The 18,907-nt window shown below is 46.6% G+C and carries 18 protein-coding genes and 1 tRNA gene; 8 read left to right on the top strand and 11 right to left on the bottom strand.

Features of this window, described 5'->3' with window-relative positions; translation table 11 throughout:
* Window positions 1-65: 65 nt before the first annotated feature.
* Window positions 66-347 carry a hypothetical protein gene (locus tag K1Y79_RS23410; protein WP_220252621.1) on the top strand — a complete coding sequence of 94 codons (282 nt, stop codon included), beginning with the start codon at window positions 66-68 and terminating at the stop codon, window positions 345-347.
* Window positions 347-1,144 (top strand): queuosine precursor transporter, encoded by a 798-nt coding sequence (locus K1Y79_RS23405; protein WP_220252620.1) that lies wholly within the window; start codon window positions 347-349, stop codon window positions 1,142-1,144. The genes K1Y79_RS23410 and K1Y79_RS23405 overlap by 1 nt, the downstream gene beginning before the upstream one ends.
* Here K1Y79_RS23405 and K1Y79_RS23400 read toward each other — a convergent pair whose 3' ends face one another.
* The 4 genes from K1Y79_RS23400 to K1Y79_RS23385 form a co-directional block, all read right to left on the bottom strand.
* A complete protein-coding gene (locus K1Y79_RS23400) occupies window positions 1,145-1,594 on the bottom strand; it encodes an NUDIX domain-containing protein (RefSeq protein ID WP_220252619.1) in 450 nt (149 codons plus the stop codon).
* A gap of 100 nt (window positions 1,595-1,694) precedes the next feature.
* Complete coding sequence (locus K1Y79_RS23395; RefSeq protein ID WP_220252618.1) at window positions 1,695-2,633, bottom strand: magnesium transporter CorA family protein; 939 nt, start codon at window positions 2,631-2,633, stop codon at window positions 1,695-1,697.
* A gap of 27 nt (window positions 2,634-2,660) precedes the next feature.
* Window positions 2,661-3,446, bottom strand: a complete 786-nt coding sequence (gene dapF, locus K1Y79_RS23390) for a diaminopimelate epimerase (protein ID WP_220252617.1) — start codon at window positions 3,444-3,446, stop codon at window positions 2,661-2,663.
* A 112-nt stretch (window positions 3,447-3,558) separates the two neighbouring features.
* Complete coding sequence (locus tag K1Y79_RS23385; RefSeq protein ID WP_220252616.1) at window positions 3,559-4,434, bottom strand: nucleoside phosphorylase; 876 nt, start codon at window positions 4,432-4,434, stop codon at window positions 3,559-3,561.
* A 103-nt stretch (window positions 4,435-4,537) separates the two neighbouring features.
* Here K1Y79_RS23385 and K1Y79_RS23380 point away from each other — a divergent pair.
* Window positions 4,538-4,608 (top strand) — tRNA-Cys (locus K1Y79_RS23380).
* Window positions 4,609-4,775: 167 nt separating this feature from the next.
* On the opposite strand, the gene K1Y79_RS23375 is transcribed toward K1Y79_RS23380, so the two are convergent.
* Window positions 4,776-5,315, bottom strand: a complete 540-nt coding sequence (locus tag K1Y79_RS23375) for a hypothetical protein (protein WP_220252615.1) — start codon at window positions 5,313-5,315, stop codon at window positions 4,776-4,778.
* A 574-nt stretch (window positions 5,316-5,889) separates the two neighbouring features.
* On the opposite strand from K1Y79_RS23375, the gene K1Y79_RS23370 reads away from it, so the two are divergent.
* Both K1Y79_RS23370 and K1Y79_RS23365 read left to right on the top strand, forming a co-directional pair.
* Window positions 5,890-6,870 (top strand): purple acid phosphatase family protein, encoded by a 981-nt coding sequence (locus K1Y79_RS23370; protein ID WP_220252614.1) that lies wholly within the window; start codon window positions 5,890-5,892, stop codon window positions 6,868-6,870.
* Window positions 6,871-7,045: 175 nt separating this feature from the next.
* A complete protein-coding gene (locus K1Y79_RS23365) occupies window positions 7,046-9,610 on the top strand; it encodes a BamA/TamA family outer membrane protein (protein ID WP_220252613.1) in 2,565 nt (854 codons plus the stop codon).
* Between the two features lie 68 nt (window positions 9,611-9,678).
* Here K1Y79_RS23365 and K1Y79_RS23360 read toward each other — a convergent pair whose 3' ends face one another.
* From K1Y79_RS23360 to K1Y79_RS23345, 4 genes are all read right to left on the bottom strand, one after another.
* Window positions 9,679-10,254, bottom strand: a complete 576-nt coding sequence (locus K1Y79_RS23360; RefSeq protein ID WP_220252612.1) for a GNAT family N-acetyltransferase — start codon at window positions 10,252-10,254, stop codon at window positions 9,679-9,681.
* 83 nt (window positions 10,255-10,337) lie between these two features.
* Window positions 10,338-11,063: a DUF92 domain-containing protein gene (locus K1Y79_RS23355; RefSeq protein WP_220252611.1), complete on the bottom strand. Its 726-nt coding sequence runs from the start codon at window positions 11,061-11,063 to the stop codon at window positions 10,338-10,340.
* Window positions 11,064-11,078: 15 nt separating this feature from the next.
* Complete coding sequence (locus tag K1Y79_RS23350; protein WP_220252610.1) at window positions 11,079-11,684, bottom strand: DUF416 family protein; 606 nt, start codon at window positions 11,682-11,684, stop codon at window positions 11,079-11,081.
* Between the two features lie 103 nt (window positions 11,685-11,787).
* Window positions 11,788-12,501 carry an enhanced serine sensitivity protein SseB C-terminal domain-containing protein gene (locus tag K1Y79_RS23345; RefSeq protein WP_220252609.1) on the bottom strand — a complete coding sequence of 238 codons (714 nt, stop codon included), beginning with the start codon at window positions 12,499-12,501 and terminating at the stop codon, window positions 11,788-11,790.
* Window positions 12,502-13,208: 707 nt separating this feature from the next.
* On the opposite strand from K1Y79_RS23345, the gene K1Y79_RS23340 reads away from it, so the two are divergent.
* The 3 genes from K1Y79_RS23340 to K1Y79_RS23330 all read left to right on the top strand — a co-directional run bounded on the left by K1Y79_RS23340 (window position 13,209) and on the right by K1Y79_RS23330 (window position 15,871).
* Entirely contained in the window at window positions 13,209-13,715 is a 507-nt protein-coding gene (locus tag K1Y79_RS23340) for a GNAT family N-acetyltransferase (RefSeq protein WP_220252608.1), read from the top strand.
* 556 nt (window positions 13,716-14,271) lie between these two features.
* A complete protein-coding gene (locus K1Y79_RS23335; RefSeq protein ID WP_220252607.1) occupies window positions 14,272-15,180 on the top strand; it encodes a metallophosphoesterase family protein in 909 nt (302 codons plus the stop codon).
* A gap of 202 nt (window positions 15,181-15,382) precedes the next feature.
* The gene (locus K1Y79_RS23330; protein ID WP_220252606.1) at window positions 15,383-15,871 is read left to right on the top strand and encodes an ankyrin repeat domain-containing protein; all 489 of its coding nucleotides are present in this window, start codon (window positions 15,383-15,385) and stop codon (window positions 15,869-15,871) included.
* Between the two features lie 66 nt (window positions 15,872-15,937).
* Here the strand turns inward: K1Y79_RS23330 and K1Y79_RS23325 are convergent, their stop codons facing one another.
* Together K1Y79_RS23325 and K1Y79_RS23320 are read right to left on the bottom strand one after the other, a co-directional pair.
* Window positions 15,938-17,242 (bottom strand): Gfo/Idh/MocA family protein, encoded by a 1,305-nt coding sequence (locus tag K1Y79_RS23325; RefSeq protein ID WP_220252605.1) that lies wholly within the window; start codon window positions 17,240-17,242, stop codon window positions 15,938-15,940.
* 152 nt (window positions 17,243-17,394) lie between these two features.
* Window positions 17,395-18,897 carry a sigma 54-interacting transcriptional regulator gene (locus K1Y79_RS23320; RefSeq protein ID WP_220252604.1) on the bottom strand — a complete coding sequence of 501 codons (1,503 nt, stop codon included), beginning with the start codon at window positions 18,895-18,897 and terminating at the stop codon, window positions 17,395-17,397.
* Between the last annotated feature and the right edge of the window lie 10 nt (window positions 18,898-18,907).

The following is an 18,907-nucleotide window of genomic DNA, read 5'->3' as shown; positions in this document are numbered from 1 at the left end:
TCCTTTTTGTTTAAAATTCTGACCAGGGAAAGCAAAATAACTGTAATTTATCCGAAATTTCAATAATGGGGCGGTTACGATTCTTTTTAAAGGTGGCATTTATCTGCAATATCTGTTTCCTGGTAGCGGAGGCATCTTACTATATAGACTACAAGGGGCAGGCACCTGAACTGCTTAAGTATATACTACCCATGGGTATCATGGTCGCCTTTCCGCTGAATCTGCTCCTGCTGCTGCTTGCCGGTATCGCCCTATGGCGTCGTAAAATCACCCGGGCAGCACTTCCTCCATATGTATTTATTATCAACGTTATATTTTTACTTATCCAGTTTTATTTCATGTTCTGATGATCAACAACATAATAAAAGACAGACCAACTAAACTTTTCATCTTCTTCTGCTCATTCTTCGTGGCCAATGCGCTGATCGCAGAATGTATAGGCGGAAAGATCTTTTCGCTGGAGAAACTGTTCGGACTTCCCGTACATTCCTTCACAGTGTTTGGTCAAAGCGGCTTATCCTTTAATCTTACCTGCGGCGTTATATTATGGCCGCTGGAGTTTGTAATGACGGATATCGTCAATGAATATTACGGCCCCAAGGCAGTAAAACGCATCTCTTACATCGCAGTATCACTGATTGCTTACGCCTTCGTGATGTTCTACGTGGCCATGGGCGTACCTCCGGCTGATTTCTGGATCAGCTCTGGTGTACAGGACGGCATCCCCGATATGACCAAAGCATTCAATGGTATCTTCGGACAAGGCATGTGGATCATCCTCGGTAGTATTGTAGCCTTCCTCGTCAGTCAGATCGTAGATGTGACAGTATTTCACCGGATTAAGAAGGCTACTGGTGGTAAACACATGTGGCTGAGGGCTACAGGATCTACGCTGATATCACAGCTGGTAGACAGCTTCATCGTACTATTCATCGCCTTCAAGCTGGGTAAGGGGTGGAGCTGGCAACTGGTACTGGCCGTATGTGTAGTAAACTATATATACAAGTTTACAGTGGCTATCCTGCTGACGCCTGTTATCTATTTCGCAGAGCAAAGGATAGATCATTACCTCGGGAAAGATACCAGCACACGCATGAAAGCAGCTGCCATGGGACAAGAAGATGCAGTATTAATCAATGAATAATCAGTAACGCACTTTGACCAGGTCTGCTACAACTTTATCAATGGGAAGGGTGACTGCTTCGGCGGAAAACTCTTCCCAGTTGACCCATCTCGCGCCCTCTACCTGGTATGCTCCCTCAGGAATTTCAAAGGCGAAAGGCTTGTCCAGCAGCGGGAAGTTCATTGCAGATACCGGCTTTACAAGATAATAGATAGAGATGATCTGGGAACGGTTGTCAAACGCAGACACCTGAAAGAAATCAGTAGTATAAATATGCTCAATCACTTCAATCGTTAATCCCAGCTCTTCCTGGAACTCCCGTATTACACATTGCAGCGTTCCTTCTCCAAACTCTAGTCCGCCACCCGGGAACTTAGTAAAATACCCCCCGCGGATAAACTCATCACTCACAAGCACCTGTTTGTGCTCATTAATCATTATACCATAAACACGGACATTGAAGAGCTTCATCAGCAATAAAGATTTAGTGATCCGCAGCTAAGATACAGTGATCACAGTAAATATTGCAGCCTGGCCGTCATTCATTTCAACCAGAAACATTACCGGCAGACTAGAACCATTTCTTTTTCATGAAATACCAGCTCATGATCACAGATATTACAATGGAAAGTATGACAGGGATATAGAAGGCATGTGTAGAGTGGGCGAAAGGGATCTCTACGTTCATACCGTAAATACTCGCCACCAATACGGGAAAGGTGAGTACGATGGTAATGGACGTAAGACGTTTCATTACGAGGTTAAGATTATTAGAGATGATGCTTGCGAAAGCATCCATTGAGCTACTAAGGATGTTGGTATACACATTGGCCATCTCAAGCGCCTGGGAAGTGTCTACAATCAGGTCATGCAGGAACTCTTTCTCGTCTTCATTCAGCCCCAGGAAGTTCGTACGCTCCAGCTTCATCAGCAATAACTCATTGCTGCGTAACGCTGTCAGGAAGTATACCAGGCTTTTCTGAATACGCATGATATACAGCAGCTCTTCGTTACGGTTACTGTCGTATAACTTTTGCTCCAGGATATTCCTCCGCTGGTTGATCTCTTTCAGGTAATCCAGGAAGTTCATGGTTACCTTCTCAAAAATCTTCAGCACCATCATATTCCTTTTCTCCGGATGACGGTTATGGAACGTATTCAGGAAGCGGTTGATTGCTGCATTGTCAAAAGAGTTGACAGTGAGTATCTGATTATGCGTAAGGATGATGACAATAGGTATCGTAATGTAATAGGCATCGCTCTCGTTAATAGAGTTGTTCTCCGTAGGCGTCTTGATAACAATGAGTTTCACGTTATCTTCCAGCTCATAGCGGGACTTCTCATCAATATCAAGTGAATCGGTAAGGAAGTCCAGCGGAATATCCAGCTCTTCTGAGAGCTGGGCAAATTCAGCTTGTTTGAGCGGAGGAGTGATATTCACCCATGCTCCGTTCTCCGGAGTTGAAATTTCTACCGTGCGCGAGTCTATATTTTTGAAGTACTGAATCATCCGGGCGCAAAGGTAGAACAATTAAAGTTATGGTAATGTGATATTTCCCTGGAATACGAGGGTGGCCGGGCCGCAAAGCCAGATATTGTTATAGGATCTTTCTCCAGTACGGGTAAATCGCACTTCCAGTTTACCACCCAGCGTCTGTACAGGCACAATATATTCCTTCTGTTCAGGGCCTGCAGTCATCAGTGCTGCAGCCGTTACGCCAGTACCGCAGGAGTAAGTCTCATCTTCCACGCCGCGTTCATAGGTACGCACGAAGATGCCTTTTTCGAGAGATTGTACGAAGTTTACGTTGGTGCCTTCTTTTGCAAAACGGTCGTTATAGCGAATCTGCTTTCCTTCGTTATATACGTCAATCGCTTTTACATCTTCTACAAACCGCACAAAGTGTGGGGAACCAGTATTCAGATAGGAGTGCAGTGAACCAATCTCCACGCCGTTTACGTCCTGCATTTTCAGGTTGACCCAGTCATCACCTGTCAGCGTTGCTTCATGCGGGCCATCCACAGCCAGGAATGTCAGTTGCTCATTAGTCAGTCCCATCTTACGGGCAAAGGCTACCAGACAACGTCCACCATTACCGCACATGCTGCTTTCGCGTCCATCTGCGTTGTAGTATTTCATACCGAAGTCGTATCCTTCCTGCTTGTTTAACAGCATTAGTCCATCCGCTCCGATACCGAAACGTCTGTCGCAAAGAAAATGTACCTGTTCTTCTGTAAGGAAATTGTATTGGCCGTCCCGGTTATCCATGATGACGAAGTCGTTGCCCGTACCCTGATATTTGTAGAAATGAATGTCTGACATAGATAACAAATGTAAGAAAAATTAAGAATTTGTAATGGGGAATCAGGAGTTGGTTACACCTCGCTTTCGGGGTCTTACCAACGCCTGATGCCTCATTCTTAATTGCTATTTATTACCTGCTGATAATGTCCAGTGACTTTTTAATCAGCCCTGCTACTGCTGCTGCGCCGTCCTTCGTGAACTCCTGACCAATCCTGTTTGCCACTATCGCGCTGATAGACAGGCAGTCATGCCCCAGCACACGGCCCAGGCCATAGATGCCTGCGGTTTCCATCTCGAAGTTAGAGATATAGTGATGGCCATGTTTGAAGGCAGTCAGGTGTTCCAGTAACTGTGGATGGGAGAGCGGACCTCTCAAAGCACGGCCCTGCGGAGCATAGAAGCCGGGGCAGGTTACTGTGATACCACTGATGTATCCGTCAGTGAATTTCCCTGCCAGTTCAGAGGAGGCACTGATCAGATAAGGATTTGCACTACCCGGGCGAAGGGCCACCTGCTGATGAAATGCTTCCAGGAGCGATTGCTCTTCCGGCGTGTTTTCAAACTCGTACCAGGGCAGCAGGTTGTCCAGTCCGACGCCATGAGAAGATACCACATAACTATCCACAGGGACATTTCCCTGCAATGCACCTGAAGTACCCAAACGGATAATCTGGAGCCGGGTCAGGTCCGCTTTCACCATGCGGGTCGTAAAATCAATATTCGCCAGCGCATCCAGTTCATTCAGCACAATGTCAATATTGTCTGTTCCAATACCTGTCGATACGACTGTCAGTCTTTTTTTACCGATAAAGCCGGTATGGCTTACAAATTCCCGGTGCTGACGTTTTACTTCTATGGTATCGAAATGTTTGCTAACTTCAGGTACGCGGTCCGGATCTCCGACGGTGATGATCGTGTCAGAAAGCTCATCAGGCTTAAGATCCAGGTGGTACACAGCCCCCCGGCTGTTCAGTATCAGTTCAGATTCTGCGATACGTGTATTCATCTTATTTTGATATTTTTTTAAAATATATTTGGCAAATATCTAAAATTTACTACTTTTGCAATCCCATCAAATGAATGGGACACGAAAAAAAACAAACACAAAGGGTTTCGTGGCCGAGTGGCTAGGCTGAGCTCTGCAAAAGCTCCTACAGCGGTTCGAATCCGCTCGAAACCTCAAAAGGATTACAGCAATGTAATCCTTTTTTGTTTATAGCAAATTTGTCCCGCCGGCAGCTCATCCGTAGAGCCGTGCAGGTAAGTAAGATGAACTTGAATTTTTGGGGGAAGTGTGCCGATAGGGATATGCTGTAGTTACATTTAAACGGACGCTCATATCACCAGCTATGTAATCGTGACTTCCCTGACAGTCTTTTTCCCCGGCAGATCTTCCGCTATCACAATGATCTTTCCGCCCTTGGGCAGCGCCATCACCTGATACCGCCAGTCTACTCCGTTACGGCTTGCGCTTGCTGATCCGCTCTCGATGGTGTTACCTTCCGCATCCGTCACCTGCACAGTTACTTCCGCCACGCGGAACTGGTCCTTCGCTGTTACCACCACCTCGTTCTCTTCCAACCGGATTTGCTGGATCTCCGGAGAATGATAGGCATCTTTCACAGCCATGTTATAAGCGTTCTGTCCGGGTCCCGCCAGAGAGGCGTAATACGCCTTCACCGCAGGATCTGCCAGTAGCCGCTGTGCACAGGCTGCCGCTACCTTCATTTTATAGCGGGCCTCTAACTGCCTGGCAGTGGGCTTTACATTCGATGGTACGCGTTTTTTGGCCATGATAATCTGACCGTTCCGCTCGTAAATCGTTACCAGCCTGCCAATCGAACCTCTCACCAGCTGCAGGAGGATATTATCTTTCACAATAGCCATAAATGCCAATTTTAAATGTTACAGTCACTAAGTTACTGCATGATACTGCTGTGGTATTTACACTAACGGTACATTAACAGTACATTTCAAGGTCACCTCAATATCCCCGGGATATACAAGTGCCCTAGATATGTACTATTAGTGGACCGATCGTATCGAAGATCAGCAGACTACAAAAAAGGGACAGACCGGGTCGCGGCTGGCCGGTAAGAAGTAATATTACCTTAATACACAAGCTTGCTGTCTTTTTTTACATTTGCCCTCTTTACAGCTCCTGTTTGATGTGCCAGCTATGAGTGGTTAAATCTATGTATGCGGGAAAGGAACAGCGAATTGAATGCAGTGAACACTATTGATATGTAATGATCCCTCTGTAGCGCCTGGCGCAGTTATCTCGTAATGCTCCAGGCAAACTGCTTCAGTTATAAACTAAAAAATGTCTGATCGCCACTTAGCAGCTGGAAATAGTATATGCGATGACGTTAACTGTGCCTTATGTCTGATTCGCAGCAAAAAAACAGTCAAAAGCTGGTACACACTACACCGGAGTAGGTTATTAAAATGAATGTTTAGTATGAAGAGAAGGACATTTTTCAGGCAGACTGCACTCGGATTAATGGGTAGCACAATGCTTGCTGCATTGCCTGCGTATAGCGAAGATACCACAGATGTATTCGGAGATCTCGCTGAAAAAGATTACCCCTTAAACTTTCTGGCTATCGGCGACTGGGGACGCAATGGTGCTGACCATCAGGTACAGGTAGCCCGTCAGATGGGCGACTGGGCAACCAAACACCCTAATCAGTTCATTATCTCCACCGGCGATAACTTTTATCCTTCCGGTGTTATCAGTGAACATGACCCGCTGTTTCACTACTCGTTTGAAAACGTATATACTGACTTCTCTCTGCAATGGGACTGGTACCCTATACTCGGGAATCATGACTACAAATCAGACCCTGACGCGCAGGTACGTTACAGTAAGATAAGCCGCCGCTGGAAGATGCCTGCCAGGTATTATTCAAAGGAAGTATCTATTGGAAAACAGGGTAAGGTGTTATTTCTTTTTATTGATACCAACCCCATGATCCCTGAATTTTATGATAACCCGGAATATGGGCCTCATGTAGCCGGACAGCAACCTGAAAAACAGCTGGAATGGATCAACAAAACGTTGGCAGATGCTGGTCCGGAGGTAAAATGGAAAATTGTGGTAGGCCATCACCCTATGTATACTGCTGGCCCGAGAACCACCAATTATGATACCCTTCGTATCAGAAAAGCCCTGGAAGAAACGCTTGAAAAGCAGAAGGTAGATGTATACCTTGCCGGCCATGATCATTCCATGCAGCATCTCAAAACCAATGGTTATACGCATCATCTGATATCGGGAGCAGGATCGGAAGTTACCCCGGTTAAAGATGGACTTTCCTACAGCAAATTCCAGGCGGCAGATTATGGATTTATGTACTTCTCTATAAATAGTGAGGAGATTAATGTGCAGGTGATCAATCACGAAGGCAAAATGCTGTACAAAACGGCTATAAAAAAATAAGCACTCCTCCTTGATAAATGCTGCAGATGGCAAATGGCCGCCTGCAGCATTTTCGTTTGTATCAGCGGTTATCATCACAAAGTGAAGCCTGCCCGCAAAAACATTCGTTCCCTTATGCCTGTTTGGGTCAATGGAACACTGTATCTTTATTATGCCTGATTTTCAAAATAACTCCATGCGCCTCCATATATTATTCGCCTTCCTGGTGCTATTTGCTATGTCCACGGTGCAGGCACAAACGCCCGCAGCTGACAGTATTACCATCGCCATTGCACCAGCCTATGACAGCGTAGGCCGTTTTCACCGTACATTGTTCGGCGAAAGCTATCGTAAATTATGGGCTGCACCAGTCAGAATGGAAGTCTTTTATCTTGATAAAGAAAAAGGCGGCCTGGTCATAGAACAACAAGGCGGAGGCCTGCAAACCAAGTCATTACGGCTGAAAGATAAGGCCGGCAAAGAATGGGTGTTGCGTACCCTGCAGAAATACCCTGAGCGGGGCTTACCTCCTAATCTACGGGCTACTATTGCCAGAGACATCCTCCAGGACCAGGTAGTTACCGCACATCCTTACTCATCGCTGACAGTGCCTCCCCTGGCAGCAGCCCTGGGTATTCCCCATGCTAACCCCCGCATTGTATATGTACCTGATGATCCCGCATTAGGAGAATACCGGAAAGACTTTGCCAATGCCGTATTCCTTTTTGAAGAGCGCGAGCCTGTAGAGGCTGTCCGTACTGATAATACCGAAAAGACACAGCATAAACTGGAAGAGGATAACGACGCGCATGTAGATCAGCGGATAGTATTGAGGGCCCGTTTGCTGGACATGCTGCTGGGTGACTGGGACAGGCATGAGGATCAGTGGCGATGGGAACGTGTAAAGCAGGATAAACGGATAGAGTATACACCCGTGCCCCGTGACAGGGATCAGGTGTATTACAACACCACCGGACTGTTTCCCTGGATTATCTCACATCAGTGGCTGAAGTCTAAATTCCAGGGTTATCACGAGCATATACGCGATATCAAAGGCTTTAATTACAATGCCCGATTCTTTGACCGTTACTTCCTGAACAGCCTCAGTGAGGCAGACTGGCGGGAGCAGATACAGTATGTGCAGGCTACTTTGACCGACAGTCTGATCCGTCAGTCTGTCAGCCTTATGCCTGATACTATCTTCCGGTTATCCGGAGAAAAGATCATCCGCGCATTCATTGCCCGAAGGAACGAGCTGGAAAAGGAGGCCATCAGTTATTACCAGTTCCTATCTATCTATACAGATGTGCCGGCATCAGATAAACACGAGTATTTTGATATCCGGCGTTTGCCGGATGGGCATGTTACTGTTACCATTAGTAAGATGAAGAAGGAAGGTACACTGGATGGGGTTATATACCAGCGTGACTTTGATCCTGCCGTGACTAAAGAGGTACGGCTATATGGGATGGACGGGCGTGATGTCTTTGCCGTATCCGGGGCAGCCGCTTCACCAATCCGGATAAGGATGATAGGAGGGGATGGTGTGGACAGCTTTATTGTAGGTAGGGATGTGCCAGGCAAAGGCAGGCTGTACATATATGACCGCTCGGACCAGGATAACAGGATCCCGCCCCGAGGCAGTGCAAAGATCAGAACAGATACTGATTCCCTGGTCAATACTTACAACAGGCGCGCCTTTATGTTTGATCGCTTTGGACCATTGCCTTCTATTCAGTATAATCCGGATCAGGGCTTCATGCTGCGTGTCAATACTATGCTTGAAAAGCAGGGCTTCCGTAAGACGCCCTATGCCCAGCAGCACCAGTTAATACTGAGTTATGTAACGGGCCGGGAAGCCTTTCTGTTGCAGTATCTTGCTGATTATAAGCAACTGATTGGCAAAAATGACCTGCGCATCAGTATACTGTCACGCGGTCCGCAGAACCTGAGTAACTTCTTTGGCCTGGGTAATGAATCAGTCTTTGTGAATGATGATAAGGAAATTGCGTATTACCGTAACCGGTATGACCTGGTAAACGGCGATGTGAGGCTGTACAGGAGCGTAGGAAAGGGCTTCACGGTTAGTGGGGGTATTGCGGCCCAGTATTACACCAGCAGGGCTGTGAACAACAAGCACCGTTTTCTGGGTGAGTATGATGCAGCGTTTCCTGCAGCCCGCGTGTTTGATGACAGGCTGTATGCCGGGCTTGTAGCCGCGTTTGAAGCAGATACCCGGGTGGGTAGAATGATGCCCAGGAAAGGCATTCACTGGCATACCGAACTTACAGGTATGCAGCAGACGAACCGTGATCACAAGCGGTATGGTAGGGTGACTACAGATTTCAGCTTTTTTGTGCCGTTGATTGGCGATTCCACGTTGGTCATGGCCAACCGGTTTGCAGCAGGTACTACCATCGGAGATCCCGCTTATTTTCAGATGATGGCCATCGGTGGTACACAGATACTGCGTGGTTTTCATACCAATCGATTTATAGGCAGGACAGCGGTTTACCATAATTTTGAGTTACGGCTGAAGTTGTTTGACTTCACATCATACCTGTTACCCGGTACTGTCGGGCTGATTGGGTTCAATGATCTGGGTAGGGTGTGGATGCCAGGAGAGCGGTCTCACAGATGGCATGACGGTTATGGAGGCGGTGTGTATATTGTGCCGGTGGAACTGTTCCTGATACAGGCAGCCATCGGCTTCTCAGAAGAAGGCGCGCTGCCGTATATTACCGCAGGATTCAGGTTCTGACAGGAGCATGGTCAGATAGCGTAAATTGCCCGGCGTTGCGTGTGTAGCAGGCTATATGGGAACAAAACTCAGGCATGTGCATCGGAACGCAGAAGGGAGAACATGAGCATGTCATAATGTTTGTTATTCCAGTACATCCATTGCCGCAATGTACCTTCCTGTTTGAATCCTATCTTGTTCAGCAGGTGGATAGATGGTTCATTGCCTTCCATCACTTCGGCCTCCATACGGTTGATATCCAATGCATGGAAGCCATAGCTGATGATCGCATGCATGGCTTCTGTGGTGATACCCCTGTTCCAGTAAGCATGTTGCAGTTCACAGCCGATATTGGCCCGGTGCTTCCGGGTAAAGTTATTGAATCCGGCAGTACCGATGATCTCATTACTTTCATTTAAGCGTATCCCCCAACGGATGGCGGTACCGGCTTCAAAGCGTTTTCTGAAATGATCAATCAGTTTATGAGAGTCATTGGTACATTCAAATGGGGAGAGGTTATAGTACCGGGTGACCTGCTGGTCTCCGAAAAGCTTTAAGAGGTCATCCGCGTGCGCTTCGGTAATCTGGATCAGTTCCAGGTGGGGCGTACGTATTGTCGGGAATCTGGAGATAACAGTATCATGATATTCAATAACGCGGGGCATGGTATTTCATCGTTTTAGTGATGCTACTAATGAAATGAATATAAGAAAAAACGGGGATAAAAGTGCGTCTTATCCCCGTCAATTTATATGCAATAGTGCAGTAACATCGCCAGAAGGGCTGCCAGTAGCGTATTCAGGAAGTTCACAGTGTTATTACCGATTATATGTCTGCGTTCCAGGGTAGCGCCAAGTACAGAATCGGCCAGGTTGCCGAATATGCCGGCGACCAGCACAATCATGGCTTGTTGAGTGAAACCGGCATAGATCAGGGCAATGATAAGGGCACCCGCAGCGCCGATAAGGGTACCTTCTATGCTGACTACCCCGTCCAGGCCTCTTTCTTCTTTTGTAAAAGTCAGTATGTTATAGTGACGACGCCCATAGATGATACCCAGTTCTGAAGACCAGGTATCTGCCAGTGCAGCAGCTAGTGCAGCAGCCAGCATGAGGTGGTACAAGGCAGCATTTGTCTTGTCGTACCAGGCAAGGCCGGCCATTATAGCTACAATACCGCCATTGGCAATTACCTGGGCGGCATCACGTTTCTGGGGGTGACGCCCGTCAACAGTAAGCCTGCTTTTCAGTTCCTTATGGTGTGAAGTAGCCTGTACTGCCAGTGCAAAGTAGGTGAATAGCAGTATCACGCCGTTCGTGCCGGTGCCTACTACTACCAGTCCGCCTACGACGAGAGCCGCTATATTGGCGGCAGGCGTCAGCTTTTTATACATCACATACAGGATGACCAGAAAGACGAGGAACAGGAGGAAGGTAACGGCAAACAATCCCATGCCGGGTTTCAACAGGTCCATAGGGTGATAATTGTTTTACGCTTCAATACCTAATTTGTTCAGCTGAATCAGTTGTACAAAGTCTTGTCTGAAGCTGGCCTGTTTACCATTCTTCAGAGCAGCAATAGCTTCACGCTGCCTGTTGATCTCAACCTGGTACAATGGGTGAGCTTCGATTTCTTCCTGTTCAGGGAAATAGTCATCACCTTTCTCCTGGTTGATCTGGGTACTGATGAGTATATCGAGTGTGTTGCGGATGATATCAGTTGTATCAAGGGCGCTGCCCAGGGGTTCCACTGCCAGTCCGCAGATAGCGAGCCACGTACAGGTAGCGGCATTCTGTGCACCGGAGGCCAGGGTAGTACGCCAGGCGGAATCGAAGATGTCCATGTAATTGTCCAGATCAGGGATCTGTTCTTTGGCAATGATTTCCAGTTGTTCTACGGTGGTATCTTTCAGCTGACCGGATACCAGTAGCCATGCTTTGTCAAATACTTCAGCAGTTTTAGAGGCATCGCCTTCAAATTCATCTTCATAGATCTTCCTGAAGGAGAGCCATAAGGTTTCAGCGCCTGCCAGGCTAAAACGGGAGATATCGTTTGGTGTAAGTTTAGAGAGTAGTTCTTCGAGATTATCTATCATGTCTTGCTGCTACTATTTTAGAGATTGCCGGCCGGAAATGAGCGTCCGTCAGGCTGTAATAGCAGCTGCAAGATAAGACAATAAAACCGGTGATGTAAAACAGCTATATTTTCATGGTTACCTCGAATGGCGTAGAAGGGTTGAGAATGAATAGCTGTCCGGGATTGATACCGCCCAGTATCCGCCTGAGGGTCATTTTCACCAATACACGGTCATCCGGTACGTTAATCATGCCGCTTCTGCCAATCATTTCCGGCAGGGAGAACAGTGGTATGAAGTCGTCTTCTTCGCGTTTGTAGGTAGCCAGCATCAGGTCTTTGCTGTTCTCTACTTTATGAGCAAGTGTAAAGAGTTCATAAGTCTGTAAGGTATCGATGAGCTCCTGTCGGTAGGTTGGCTCGTCAAACCATTGTTTCATGATTTGTTGCTGTAGTAGTTGAGGATTGCCTTTGGAGAAGAAGGGCGCATTATGCTGGCGGATGTATTCGACGAGGTCCTGGTTGGTATGGCGGGAGGCATAGTAGATCTCTGTATCGCTCATGTAGGTCGATTTGATCATCCAGGTTAGCTGTTGTACAGCTTCTTCATCTCCCATATGGTCTATAGCCAGTACCAGCAGATGTTTTCTTGTAGCCTGATCGTAGGCGAAGCCGAAGAAGGCCGCTGTTATTTCAGGAGTAGCGGTAAAGTAGCTTACCAGGTCGTCTATGAAGTTACTGCCGGCAGGTAATAATTCCTCTGCGAGGTCAGTTGGTATATCGAGCATATCGGTCGTTGTTGTATCAGTTTTTTTCCTGAAGCGTTCAAATATTTTCATATGGATAGGGATTTAGAATAGTCAGCCGGCATTGATGATGCCCTTAGTCATAGGTACGAACATATCGTATACAAATATAATATTAATTAATGCATTACCATGATAAAGGTGTTTTTATTTATGTGTGGAGGGGTGATGGGGTGAGGTATGATGGCGACATGGATGGACGTAAGGCTGGTAAGGGGAGCATAATGGGGGTACTGACCAGGATAGGTGGGAGGGATATTGCAGGCTGTGATTTGGCGTATGCATATAGGTGTTGGCAGTGGGGGATATACGACTGGTGGGATGGCCGATCACCAGCACGCATATAGGCACATTTATTGATATATTTTCTATGCATCAGCCTGTAGCCGTTCAGGGTTGATAAGTGAGTTCTCTAAGTGCAACGGCAGGTATAGGAATCGTTGGGGATAGGAGACAGAACTGTTGCTGGTAGCGGAATAGCAGTCAATATATACCGTTGAAAAATAGTAGTTAAAGTATTTCCGCCGGCACTGTTTTTTTTGACCAAATTTTGTTATATTTGTTACCCCCCCTAATTGTAGAGGGAGGTGAGCAGTAAGGCTGATATGTGATATTGAGAAGCTGACAATGAGTTAATTTAATAATTATATCGTTTACAGTAGTGGTCAATGGACCCGGAATTAATAGCCTTCTGATGCTCAGGAGGCTTTTGTGTTTTCTATAAAAATAAATAAAGAGGTATGTTGGAAATTGTAGAAGTAAAAGTAGGTGATCAGAAATCCCTGGAACAAGTGAAAGGGTTGTTCCGCGAGTATGCCAACTGGTTGAGTGTTGACCTTAGCTTTCAACGTTTTGAAGAGGAGTTAATCAGCTTGCCTGAGCCGTATTATGTAGCTCCGGAAGGTGCATTGTTCATGGCGTTGGTAGACGGACAACCGGCAGGATGTGTTGGTGTAAGATCATTTGAGAACTCCACCTGCGAAATGAAAAGGTTGTTTGTACGTGATGCTTTCAAAGGGCATGGCGTTGGCAGAGCGCTGGCGGTACGCGCAGTGGAAGCAGGCAGGGACCTGGGTTACAAACGTATGTTGCTGGATACGCTGGCTCATATGCGTCCTGCTATTGAGCTGTACACCAGTCTGGGTTTTCAGCCTATCGCGGCGTATTATGACAACCCAATCAGTGACGCAGTGTACCTATCTATGATGCTGGAAAGGGCAAGTGAAAGTGCCGAAACAGCGATTTAGGCACGGAATCGACATATTACATTGGCGCTGGTAGGGACCAGCATTTAGTAACTATAATCTGTGCTGAAAGATGTTAAATCATCTGGGGTGCATTTTATGGTAAGATTACGCGGTTTGTTACTCTATTACCGTTCATTTTTCTTCATGCCCGGCTTGTGACTGATATTGTATGCCTATTGCCTTTACTGTAAAAACGGCTGGCGCACCCCGAAAGTGACTTTATCATATTGCCGACGGCTATGTTGTAATCAGAAGGCGTTACGCTCCATAGTGCTATCCCAAGCCGCTTGCTGATCAACTACCAGGTATAACATCTTGTAACAGTTGTAGCTGGTGCCTGTGATCGTATGTAATGAAGCGTAATGCTGAAGATATATATCCCTGGTTCAACTTGTTCCTCCATATTTTTTACTGGTAGATCTGGTATCCAGAAGAAGATATTGTTAAATCTTCCCAAGGGCTATCTATTCCCTGCAGAATACGCAAATTTAGCAGATGAAATGCTGACTGTAGTCCTGGTAACCAGACCCGGACAGTCAAGTATTAAATCAGTATTATGCTAAGAAGATCATTATTCAAAAAGTTCGGCGGACTGCTACTGGCTCCCGCAATTTCCTTACCTGCGATGGCTGCTGGCGGCAGGAAGCCCGTGCTGCGCGTAGCACATATCACAGATGTACACCTGCATAACAAGGCAGGAGCGCCCGACCATTTCCGTAAATGCCTGCATCATATACAATCGCAATCGCCCAAGGTGGATTTCATACTGAACGGCGGAGATATTGTATTTGATATGAATAAAGAAAACCTGTCTGCCATTGACGCACAATGGCAACTTCTGCACAGTATTATGAAAGAAGAATGTAGCCTGCCGGTACACTATGCCCTCGGGAATCATGATATCTGGTGGAGCGAGCAGAATAAAGGCCAGGCGGTATATGGTAAACAGTACGCCATGGATCAGCTGAAGCTGGATGCGCCTTATTATAGCTTCGTCAAAGGAGGGTGGAAATTCATTGTGCTGGATAGTGTCCATCTTGACATTGATAATACCTGGTATATTGGTAAACTCGGCGAAGCGCAGATGAAATGGCTTACAGAAGAGCTTCGGACGACCGCTAAAGAAATGCCCGTTTGTGTCTTATCACATATACCGATATTGACTGCTACATTAATGGTACAGGATAATATTGTTAACCGCTGGGAAATGCTGGGCGGGGATATGCATACAGACACGGCAGATATTATACGGTTGTTCTACCAACATCCTAATGTGAGGCTGTGTTTAAGCGGACACATACATCTCAGGGATAAAGTAGTCTATAATAATGTGACCTACCTCTGCAACGGAGCTGTAAGTGGTGCATGGTGGGAGGGAAATAACAGGGAGACAGGCCCAGGTTACGGTCTGGTTGAGTTATTTGCTGATGGTAGTTTTACGGAGCGTTATGTCAACTACCAGTAGCGGTGATGGTGGAGGTCCACAGGTTGGCAAGCATATCCACATTAGGGGGATATGGTACCTCATTCATCAGGTACTGGCAAGGCATATAGTATACGGCATTAATGTTGGGAACATAGATATGTAATCCGGAGGGATATGCAGAGATGACATCTGTGATGTTGTACCCGATCCGTTAGTTTGAACTACTTGAACCCGCAGACATATGACTAATCTGATAGACGAAGTTTTTAATGCAGCCAGAACCGGTAATGTTACTTTTCTCCGCGAGAATCTTCACAAGCTGGAAGATCTGAATGTGCGTGATAGTCGTGGTTATACGCCACTGATCATTGCCACCTATAATGGTCAGAAAGAGGCAGCTGCTGTATTGCTTGACGCAGGCGCAGACGTGAATGCGTCAGATTATGGAGGTAATACATCGCTGATGGGTGTGAGCTTTAAAGGGTATCCGGAGATAGCAAACTTGCTGATCAGTAACGGTGCGGACCTGAACCTGCAGCATGGAAATGGTGGTACAGCCTTGATGTTTGCAGCTATGTTTGGCAGGAATAACCTGGTGAAATTATTACTGGATGCCGGTGCAGACAAGCGTATACGTGAAATAAGAGGATTGACCGCAGCGGATCTCGCAGCACAGCAGGGTAATGTTGAAGCGGTAGAGATGCTTGACTCTGCAGCGATGGTTAGATAAGGCTATAATGTTGGTTGATAAATGGAAAAAGGGCGTCAGGTAAACTGACAGCCCTTTTTAATTAGCTCAGATTTTTGGAATCTTGTACCCATTGTGATACTCAGCAGCCAGGTATTTGTTGGCAGCATTATCATCAAACTTCCCTTTTACACCATCCCAATTTAGTTTTTTGCCGGTTTTATAGGCAATATTCCCTAACTGGGCTACAGCGGCTACGTGTGCGCCAGCCTGTATAGGCGTATTAAGGTCCTCCAGTTTACGTGACTTAATTACTTCCAGGAAGTTGACAGCATGTTTGTCCAGTCCGTTATCAACAGATTTGGTGAACGGAACAGCTTCCATCTTTCCTTTCTCAGGAATTACTTCCCATCCCGAGCGATCCAGTACCAGCGTGCCATTATTACCGATGAAGGCAATACCGTGAGTACGGTTGTAAGGTCCACCATCTATACCGGTAGCATGTTCCCATTGTATATTAAAACCGTCAAACTGGTAAACAGTTGTGAGTGTATCAGGTGTTTCGCAGGCATCGTCCGGATAGGCAAATTTACCGCCTGCAGCCATCACAGATTTAGGATGTTGTGCTTTCATACCCAGCAGCGCGTAGTCTAACAGGTGTACGCCCCAGTCAGTCATCAGACCACCGGCATAATCCCAGTACCAGCGGAAGTTGAAATGGAAGCGGTTGGGATTGAAAGGTTTCTTTTCAGCAGGTCCCAGCCAGGCCGCATAGTCTACACCGGCAGGAGGTACGCCATCGGGCTGCTTTGGGATAGAGTGCATCCAGCCCATATAAGCCCAGGCTTTAACCAGTCTGACCTGACCCAGCTTACCGGAGTGTACAAAGGCGATAGCATCTTTGAAATGTTGCTGACTACGTTGCCATTGTCCTACCTGTACTACCCGTTTGGTACGTTCCTGGGCGGCCACCATCGCATTGATCTCTCCAATGGAGTTCCCGATGGGTTTTTCTACGTAGACGTCTTTTCCGGCGGATACGGCGTCGGTCATTTGCAGGCAATGCCAGTGGTCAGGCGTACCGATGATAACGGCATCAATGGACTTATCTTCAAGGAGTTTACGGTAATCGCTGTATGTTTTGGCTTTCTGGTTTTTCTTTTCCAGTAATTCTGCTGCTTTTTTGTCCAGCACATTTTTGTCAACGTCACAAAGCGCTACACATTGCGCATAGGGGTTTTTCAGAATGGCCGTCAGGTCTGACCAACCCATACCATTGATACCAATGGCTGCAATATTGATTTTATCGCTGGGGGCAACTGCGCGCAGAGAAGAGGGCAATGCACTGACTAAACCGGCACCTGCCATCAGCGCTGAGGCGGAACGGATGAAGTGTCTTCTTGAGTTGTTCATAACTGTAAATGATATTGTTGTTTTCAATAAACGCGGCAGCATAATGCAAAACGCGGAATACTGAAAGATAGCTACTTCAGCTGTAAGATGCAACAGCAATTTGAGTATTTATCGTCCAATATTCCGCGTTTGCTTATCTGCGCAGTATGTTTTTAAAAGTCTTCGCTTTCTTCCTCTGTGCTTGTACCGAAATTCATCATAGTACCCAGCAGATCGCTGAAGCGGGTTTCATTTTCTACCACCTTTTTGCTGATCAGGGAGTAGGAGGCAAGGCCATGTAAAACAAACTCCATGAGGAGTAATTGTTCTTTGTTGTTAGCCTGCGGGAATTTGCTCTTGATCAGCTCTTTCAGGCCGTCCACTTTTGAGAGGGAGGTCTCGTATTGCTTATCATTCACATCCTGCAGTAGCTGTACGGCATTACCTTTATCAAACCACTGTATGACAGCCCGGTAAGGGTTTTCAGCAGCCGCAGGATTCTGCTTACGTTTCTTAAAGGAGTCAGGGTTAGGGAAGTATTGTGAGAATACGCTGCGGATGGCTTTGTCCAGCAGGTTCACCGCTACCTGTAACGGTCCTTCCTGTTCTCCTTCATATACCAGCTCTATCTTACCGGTGATTGCAGGTATAATACCCTGCAGGTCAGCAATACGAACGTAGGTAGACTTCTCTTTATTGATGATTGCCCTACGCTCGCCGGCACTTACTGCGTTTTCATATGCAGCAATAGTCAGACGGGCAGATACACCGCTTTTTTTATCAACATATTCGCTGTTACGTGCTTCAAAAGCTACCTGTTCAATAAGGCGTTTGATCATATCACTGATATGCACGTTCTGCTGATCATCATGTACGTTAGCTTCCTGTTCTGTAATAAGCAGGGAGTTTTCTATGCTTTTTGGATAGTGGGTGATGATCTGGCTTTCTATACGGTCTTTCAGTGGCGTAACAATCGAGCCACGGTTAGTATAGTCTTCAGGATTGGCAGTAAATACGAATAGTATATCCAGTGGCATACGCACCTTAAAGCCTCGTATCTGGATATCTCCTTCCTGTAGTATATTAAACAGGGATACCTGGATACGTGCCTGAAGGTCGGGTAGTTCATTGATAACGAATATACCTCTGTTAGAGCGGGGTATGATACCAAAGTGGATCACACGCTCATCAGCGTAGTTTAGCTTCATATTAGCAGCCTTAATAGGATCTATATCACCTACCAGGTCAGCTACAGAGACATCCGGCGTAGCAAGTTTCTCACTGTAACGCTGGTCACGGTGTACCCATGCAATAGGAGTGGCATCGCCTTTTTCTGCAACGATATCACGGGCATAACGGGAAAGTGGCTCGTAAGGGCTGTCATTTACCTCAGAGCCTTCCACGATAGGTATGTATTCATCCAGCAGGGATACCATCTGCCTGGCCATACGCGTTTTTGCTTGTCCGCGGAGGCCGAGGAACAGGATGTTATGCCTGGAGAGGAGGGCTCTTTCTGTATCGGGGATTACGGTGTCTTCGTAACCGATGATACCTGGGAATGCAGTTTCTTTATTTTGCAGTTTGCGGATCAGGTTTTGTCTGATCTCTTCTTTAACGGATTTAGGTTTATATCCACTCTTCTTTAACTCACCAAACGTGCTTATGTTAATATTCATATTGTATTTA

The organism is Chitinophaga rhizophila (assembly GCF_019492185.1).
GTDB classification, from domain to species: domain Bacteria; phylum Bacteroidota; class Bacteroidia; order Chitinophagales; family Chitinophagaceae; genus Chitinophaga; species Chitinophaga rhizophila.
The sequence above is the reverse complement of the archived record's forward strand: the minus strand, read 5'-3'. Positions and strand labels throughout refer to the sequence as shown.